The 7,378-nt window shown below is 74.9% G+C and carries 5 protein-coding genes; all 5 read left to right on the top strand.

The annotated features are described in order from the left end of the window. A partial coding sequence (locus tag HLB09_RS10510) for a sarcosine oxidase subunit gamma (protein WP_212770893.1) occupies positions 1 to 694 on the top strand: 694 nt, incomplete at its 5' end. Then, positions 691 to 3,210 carry a GcvT family protein gene (locus tag HLB09_RS10505; protein WP_171203329.1) on the top strand — a complete coding sequence of 840 codons (2,520 nt, stop codon included), beginning with the start codon at positions 691 to 693 and terminating at the stop codon, positions 3,208 to 3,210. The genes HLB09_RS10510 and HLB09_RS10505, both read left to right, overlap by 4 nt. After that, positions 3,207 to 4,577, top strand: a complete 1,371-nt coding sequence (locus HLB09_RS10500; RefSeq protein ID WP_171203328.1) for an L-serine ammonia-lyase — start codon at positions 3,207 to 3,209, stop codon at positions 4,575 to 4,577. The genes HLB09_RS10505 and HLB09_RS10500 overlap by 4 nt, the downstream gene beginning before the upstream one ends. Positions 4,578 to 4,671: 94 nt before the next feature. Continuing rightward, positions 4,672 to 5,508 carry a formyltetrahydrofolate deformylase gene (gene purU, locus HLB09_RS10495; RefSeq protein ID WP_171203330.1) on the top strand — a complete coding sequence of 279 codons (837 nt, stop codon included), beginning with the start codon at positions 4,672 to 4,674 and terminating at the stop codon, positions 5,506 to 5,508. Between the two features lie 177 nt (positions 5,509 to 5,685). Further along, on the top strand, positions 5,686 to 7,378 hold a 1,693-nt coding region (locus HLB09_RS10490; RefSeq protein ID WP_171203327.1), incomplete at its 3' end, for a BCCT family transporter.

Below are 7,378 nucleotides of genomic sequence, written 5' to 3'. Positions count from 1 at the left end.
CCCTGCCCCGCCCGGCCCCGGGCGGGCGGCCGCGCCGGCACCGACGCCCCGCCACCCGCTCGGCTCCCGCGCCGACGACCTCACGGCGCTCACCGGCGGCGCCGTCGCCCTCCAGCCCCTCGTGGCCGGGGTGGTCGTCCGCGCCGACCCCGACGGCCCCGCCGCGCGCGCCGCCGCGGAGGTGCTCGGGACCCCGCTGCCCGTGCGACCGGGCACGTGGGCGGCGACGGCTGCGCGCGACGGCGGCGACCCGGGCACCGTGGTCTGGCTCGGACCCGACGAGTGGCTCGTCCTGTCCGACGAGCCGCGGCCGGAGGCGCTCGAGCAGCGCCTGCGCGCGGCGCTCGCCCCGCTCGGCGGCTCCGCCGTCGACGTCTCCGCGCACCGGGTGTCGCTGCGGCTCACTGGCCCCCACGCCCGCGACGTGCTCGCGGCGGGCTGCTCGATCGACACCCACCCGAGCGTCTTCGGCGCGGGCGCGGTGGCGCAGACGCTCCTCGGCCAGGCGGGCGTCGTCCTGCTCTCCCGCTCCGACGCCGGCGACGAGTACGAGCTGCTCGTCCGCTCCTCCTTCGCCCGCTACCTCGCGGACTGGCTGCTCGACGCCTTCGTCGAGCACCGGCACGCCGCGACCGAGCACGACCAGCCCGACGACCCCCGGCCCGGCCGGCGCACCGAGGGAGCGACCGCATGACCACCTCCACCCCCTCGCCCCCGGGGACCGCGTCCGGCACGACGCCGCGCGTGGTGATCATCGGCGGCGGCATCGTCGGCGCCAACCTCGCCGACGAGCTCACGGCGCGCGGCTGGACGCGGGTCACCGTGCTCGACCAGGGGCCGCTGCCGCTGACGGGCGGCTCGACCTCGCACGCCCCGGGCCTGGTGTTCCAGACCAACCCGTCGCGCACGATGACCCACCTGGCGGCGTACACCGTCGAGAAGCTCAAGGGCCTCGACGTCGACGGCGCCTGGTGCTTCGACCAGGTGGGCGGCCTCGAGGTGGCCACGACGCCGCAGCGGCTGGCCGACCTCGAGCGCAAGAGCGGCTGGCGGAAGGCCTGGGGCTACGACGACGGGCGGCTGCTCTCGCCCGAGGAGTGCGTCGCGCTGCACCCGCTGCTCGACCGGGAGCGCGTGCTCGGCGGCTTCCACGTGCCGTCGGACGGGCTGGCGAAGGCCCCGCGGGCGGTCGTGGCGCTCATGCGCCGCGCGGAGTCGCGCGGCGCGCAGTTCCGCGGCCGCACGCGGGTGCTCGACGTGGAGACGAGCGGCGGGCGCGTCACGGGCGTCCGGACCGCCGAGGGCGTCGTGCCCGCGGACGTCGTCGTCTCGTGCGCCGGCTTCTGGGGCGTCGAGGTCGGCGCCATGGTCGGCATGCGCGTGCCGCTGCTGCCGCTCGCGCACCAGTACGCCCGGACCGGCCAGGTGCCGGACCTCGTGGGGCGCGCGGACGAGCGCGCCGAGGCGTCGCTGCCGATCCTGCGCCACCAGGACGCCGACCTCTACTACCGCGAGCACGGGGACCGCCTCGGCATCGGCTCCTACGCCCACCGCCCCATGCCGGTGCGACTGGAGGACCTCAGCCCGGCCGACCCCGCGGGCGACGGGGTGAGCGCCTCGGCGATGCCCTCGATGCTGCCCTTCACCGAGGAGGACTTCGCCCCGGCCTACGAGGACTCGCGCCTGCTCCTGCCCTCGCTGGCCGACGTCAAGGTCGAGGAGGGCTTCAACGGCATCTTCTCCTTCACCCCCGACGGCGGCTCCCTCGTCGGCGAGTCGGCCGACGTCGCCGGCTTCTGGGTCGCCGAGGCCGTGTGGGTCACCCACTCCGCCGGCGTGGCGCGGGCGCTCGCGCAGACCCTCGTCGAGGGGCGCAGCGAGCACGACCTCCACGGCCTCGACGTGCACCGCTTCTCCGAGGTGCAGACGACGGACGCCTACGTGAGCGAGACGTCGCAGCAGAACTTCGTCGAGATCTACGACGTCGTCCACCCGCTGCAGCCGCGCCTGTCCCCGCGGGACGTGCGGGTCAGCCCCTTCCACGCCCGGCAGAAGGAGGCCGGGGCGGTCTTCCTCGAGGCCGGCGCGTGGGAGCGCCCGCACTGGTACGACGTCAACGCGCCGCTGGTGCAGGAGCTGCCGACGGAGTGGCTGCCGCCGGACCGCGAGCCGTGGGCGGCGATGTTCTCCTCGCCGGTCGCCGCCGTGGAGGCGTGGAGGACGCGCACCGCCGTGGCCATGTACGACATGACGCCGCTGACGCGCCTCGAGGTCTCCGGACCCGGCGCGCTGCCCCTCCTCGAGCGTCTGACGACCTCGACGATGGACAAGTCGGTCGGCGCGGTGACCTACACGCTCGTCCTCGACGAGGCCGGCGGCGTCCGGTCCGACATCACGGTCGCGCGGCTCGGGGAGCAGCTCTTCCAGGTCGGGTGCAACGGCCCGCAGGACGCCGTCCTGCTGCGCCGGGAGGCGCCGGACGACGGGTCCGTGCAGGTGCGCGACACCACCGGCGGCACCTGCTGCATCGGGCTGTGGGGCCCGAAGGCGCGTGAGGTGATGGCCGCCCTGTCCGACGACGACTTCTCCGACGCCGGGCTGAAGTACTTCCGCGGCAAGCGCGCCGTCGTCGGCGGCGTCCCCGTCGTCGCGCTGCGGCTGTCCTACGTCGGTGAGCTCGGCTGGGAGCTCTACGCGAGCGCCGAGACGGGGCAGCGGCTCTGGGACGCGATCGCCGCGGCCGGCGCCCCGCACGGCATCGTGCCCGCGGGCCGCGCGGCCTTCTCGAGCCTGCGGCTGGAGAAGGGCTACCGCGCCTGGGGCTCGGACATGACGACCGAGCACGACCCGTACGAGGCCGGCCTCGGCTTCGCGGTGCGCTCGCCGCGCGACAGCTTCGTCGGCGGGGCGGCGCTCGAGGGCCGCTCCGCCGAGACGGCGCGCCGGCGGCTGGTGTGCCTCACCGTCGACGACGGCCGCAGCGTCGTCCTCGGCCACGAGCCGGTGCTCGTCGACGGCGAGGCCGTCGGCTACGTGACGAGCGCCGCCTACGGGTACACGGTCCGCAGGCCCGTCGCCTACGCGTGGCTGCCGGCCTCGGCCGCCGAGGTCGGCACCGCCGTCGAGGTCGAGTACTTCGGCCGCCGGGTGGCCGCGACCGTCACGGCGGAGCCGCTCGTCGACCCCGAGATGGCGCGGATCCGCGGGTGAGCATCAGCGTCCTCGACCTCTTCACGGTCGGCATCGGGCCCTCGAGCTCGCACACCGTCGGTCCGATGCGGGCCGCGCGGGGCTTCGTCGGCCGGCTCCAGGAGCAGGGGCTGCTCGAGGGCGTGGCGGGCGTGCGCGCCGAGCTCTTCGGCTCCCTGGGGGCCACCGGCCACGGGCACGGCAGCGTCGGCGCCGTCGTCATGGGGCTGGCCGGCGAGGAGCCGCACCTCGTCGACCCGGTCGCGGCGGCCCCCCTCGTCCAGCGCGTGCGGCAGGAGGGGCGGCTGCGCCTGGCCGGTCGCCACGACATCGCCTTCCGCACCGACGACGTCGTCCTGCACCGCCGCCGGCGGCTGCCCTTCCACCCCAACGGCATGCTCTTCACGGCGGTGGACGCGAACGGCGACCAGCTGCTGAGGCGCGAGTCCTACTCCGTCGGCGGCGGTTTCGTCCTCGACGAGGACGAGACGGGGACGCGCACGCTCGTCCCGGACACCACGCCCGTCGCGCACCCCTTCTCGACGGGAGCCGAGCTGCTGGAGATCACGCGGCGCACCGGCCTGCGCGTCAGCGACGTCGTGCTCGCCAACGAGCTCTCCTGGCGCACCGAGGCGCAGGTGCGCGCCGAGCTGCTCCGGGTCTGGGCGGTCATGCAGGAGTGCGTGGCGCACGGGCTGGGGTCCACGGGCGTGCTGCCCGGGGGGCTGCGCGTGCGCCGGCGCGCCGCGGCGCTGCACGCGCGGCTGCTCGCCGAGGCCGACGAGCAGGACCCCCTGCGCGCGATGGAGTGGGTGACCCTCTACGCCCTCGCCGTCAACGAGGAGAACGCGGCGGGCGGCCGCGTCGTCACGGCGCCGACCAACGGGGCGGCGGGGATCCTCCCGGCCGTCCTGCACTACCAGCAGACTCATCGCGCCGGGGCCGGCGAGGACGACGTCGTGCGCTTCCTCCTCACGGCGGGGGCCGTCGGGATGGTCATCAAGGCCGGCGCCTCCATCTCCGGCGCCGAGGTCGGGTGCCAGGGGGAGGTCGGCTCGGCGTGCTCGATGGCCGCGGCCGGCCTCGCCGAGGTCCTCGGCGGGACGCCCGACCAGGTCGAGAACGCCGCCGAGATCGGCCTCGAGCACAACCTCGGCCTCACGTGCGACCCCATCGGGGGGCTCGTGCAGATCCCCTGCATCGAGCGCAACGCCGTCGGCGCCGTCAAGGCCGTCACCGCGGCCCGCATGGCCGTGCGGGGGGACGGGGCCCACCACGTGAGCCTCGACAAGGCCGTGCGGACCATGCGCCAGACCGGCGCCGACATGAGCGACAAGTACAAGGAGACCGCCCGCGGCGGTCTCGCCCTGAACCTCGTCGAGTGCTGAGGAGGCACCCGTGACCCTCACCGCAGCGGCGCCCGTCGCCGCCCCCGCCGTCGCCGCACCTCCGGCGGCTCCCGCACCGGGCCGGAGCCCGGCCGTGCTGACGCTGAGCTGCCCGCAGTGCCCGGGCATCGTCAGCACGGTCGCGTCCTTCCTCTTCGACCACGGCTTCGACATCGTCGAGCACCAGCAGTTCGACGACGCGCGGAGCGGCCGCTTCCACTCCCGGACCGCCTTCGTGGGCCCCGACGCCGAGGTCGACGTCGCGGCGCTCACCGAGGCCTTCGCCGAGCGGGCGGCCGGCTTCGCCATGGACTTCGAGATCACCGGGCCGCGGACGCCGCGGGTGCTCGTCATGGTCTCGAGGCTGGGCCACTGCCTCAACGACCTCGTGTTCCGCTGGCGCTCGGGCAGCCTCGGCGCCGACCTCGTCGCCGTCGTGTCCAACCACGAGGACCTGCGCCCCATGGCCGAGGCCGCCGGGCTGCCCTTCCACCACGTGCCCGTCACCGCCGCGAGCAAGCCGGCGGCCGAGGCCGAGCTGCTGCGCCTCGTCGGCGAGCACGAGGCGGACCTCGTCGTCCTCGCCCGCTACATGCAGGTGCTCTCGGACGACACGTGCCGGGCCCTGCACGCGCGGGCCATCAACATCCACCACTCGTTCCTGCCCGGCTTCAAGGGCGCCAAGCCGTACCACCAGGCGTTCGACCGCGGCGTCAAGCTCGTCGGCGCCACCGCGCACTACGTCACCCCGGACCTCGACGAGGGGCCGATCATCGAGCAGGAGGTCATCCGCATCGACCACACGCACGACCCGGCCGCGCTCGCCACGGTCGGCCGCGACGCCGAGGCGCTCGCGCTCTCCCGCGCCGTCACCTGGCACTGCCAGCGGCGCGTGCTGCTCAACGGGCACAGCACCGTCGTCTTCCGCTGACGGGCCCCTCCGCCCCGGGGACGGCGCACCTCGTGCGCCGTCCCCCGCGCCCCCGGGCGCCACCGCTGCACGAGTTCGGCGAGAGCCCTCCCGCGCGCGGCCCGGCAGGACTACCGTCCCGCCACCCTCAGCTCCTCCACGCGGGCGCCCCAGCGCCCCTCCCGAGAGGACCCCTGCATGTCCGTGCGACCAGGGATCGAAGGAACACCTCACCGAGGACGTCCGCACCAGGGACGTCAGCACCAGGGACGTCACCACCAGAGCGCCTCCCAGGACGGAGCGGGCCGGCGCGCGACGCCGGTCGACAAGCCCGTCCTCCTCGTCTCGGCGGCCGTCGTCGTCGGGCTCTGCCTCCTCGGGGCGCTGGCCCCCGAGTCCCTCGCCGCCGGGTCGGGCCAGGTGCTCTCCTGGATCACCTCGAACCTCGGCTGGGCCTTCGTCATCAGCGCGACCGGTTTCGTCGTCCTCGCGCTGGTCCTCGCCTTCAGCCGGCTGGGCCGCATCCGCCTCGGCCGCGACGACGAGCGTCCGCAGCACACGAGGACGTCGTGGATCGCCATGATGTTCTCGGCCGGCATGGGCATCGGGCTCATGTTCTACGGCGTCACCGAGCCGGTGACGCACCTCATGACGCCGCCCGAGGGCGACGTGCCGCCCGGGTCGGAGCAGGCCGCCAGCGAGGCGATGAGCTACACGCTCTTCCACTGGGGCCTGCACCCCTGGGCCATCTACGCGGTCGTCGGCCTGGCGCTCGCGTACTCGACGTACCGCAAGGGCCGGCCCGGCGGTTTCTCGGCCGCCTTCGCCCCGCTGCTGCGGGGGCCGCGGGCCGCCGGCACGGCCCGGGTCATCGACGTGCTGGCCATCTTCGCCACGATCTTCGGGTCGGCCGTCAGCCTCGGCCTCGGCGCCGCCCAGATCAACGGCGGGCTCTCGACGGTCTTCGGCGCGGGCAGCGGCACCGGCTGGCAGGTCGGGATCATCGTCGTGCTCACCGTCTGCTTCGTCGTGTCCGCCGTGAGCGGCATCGACCGCGGCATCAAGTACCTCTCCAACACCAACATGGTGCTGGCGGGGCTCCTCCTGCTCTTCCTCTTCGTCGTCGGGCCCACCGTCTTCATCCTCAACATGGGGCCCAACGCGCTCGGCGGCTACCTCAACGCGCTGCCCAGCATGTCGGTGCGCACCGGCGTCTTCGGCGGCACCGAGTGGCTCTCCGGCTGGACGATCTTCTACTGGGCCTGGTGGGTCTCCTGGACCCCGTTCGTCGGCGCCTTCCTCGCGAAGATCTCCCGCGGCCGGACGATCCGGGAGTTCGTCGTCGGCGTCATGCTCGTGCCGACGACCGTGAGCGTCGTCTGGTTCTCCGTCTTCGGCGGCACCGCCATCCACGAGCAGCTCGCCGGCACGGTCGACCTGCTCGACGGCAGCAGCCAGGAGGAGCAGATGTTCTCGCTGCTCGCGCAGTTCCCCTGGGCGGGCGCGACGTCGGTCCTCGTCGTGGTGCTCGTGGCGATCTTCTTCGTCTCGGGCGCCGACGCGGCGAGCATCGTGCTCGGCTCGCTGTCGAGCTACGGCGTCGACCACCCGCCGCGGTGGCTGACCGCCGCGTGGGGGGCCATGACCGGCGTCGTCGCGATCGTGCTCCTCTACGCGGGCGGGCTGACGGCGCTGCAGAACCTCACGATCATCGCGGCGGCGCCCTTCCTCGTCGTCATGGTGGCGCTGTGCGTCGCCCTCCTGCGCGACCTGCGCCAGGAGAGCCCGGCGGCGACGGCGACCGGTCCGCTGCCCCGGGTGGCGGCCCCGGACGGGGCGCCCCCCGCGGGACCGCCCGCCGCAGGACCCCCCACCGCGGTGCCGCCGGGCG

The sequence above is a fragment of the Pseudokineococcus marinus genome (assembly GCF_013004605.1).
In the GTDB taxonomy this organism is placed as follows: domain Bacteria; phylum Actinomycetota; class Actinomycetes; order Actinomycetales; family Quadrisphaeraceae; genus Pseudokineococcus; species Pseudokineococcus marinus.
The sequence above is the reverse complement of the archived record's forward strand: the minus strand, read 5'-3'. Positions and strand labels throughout refer to the sequence as shown.

Excerpts from the sequence above, each read along its gene's own strand:
- HLB09_RS10505 (WP_171203329.1), top strand. The coding sequence starts at position 691 with ATGACCACCTCCACCCCCTCGCCCCCGGGGACCGCGTCCGGCACGACG.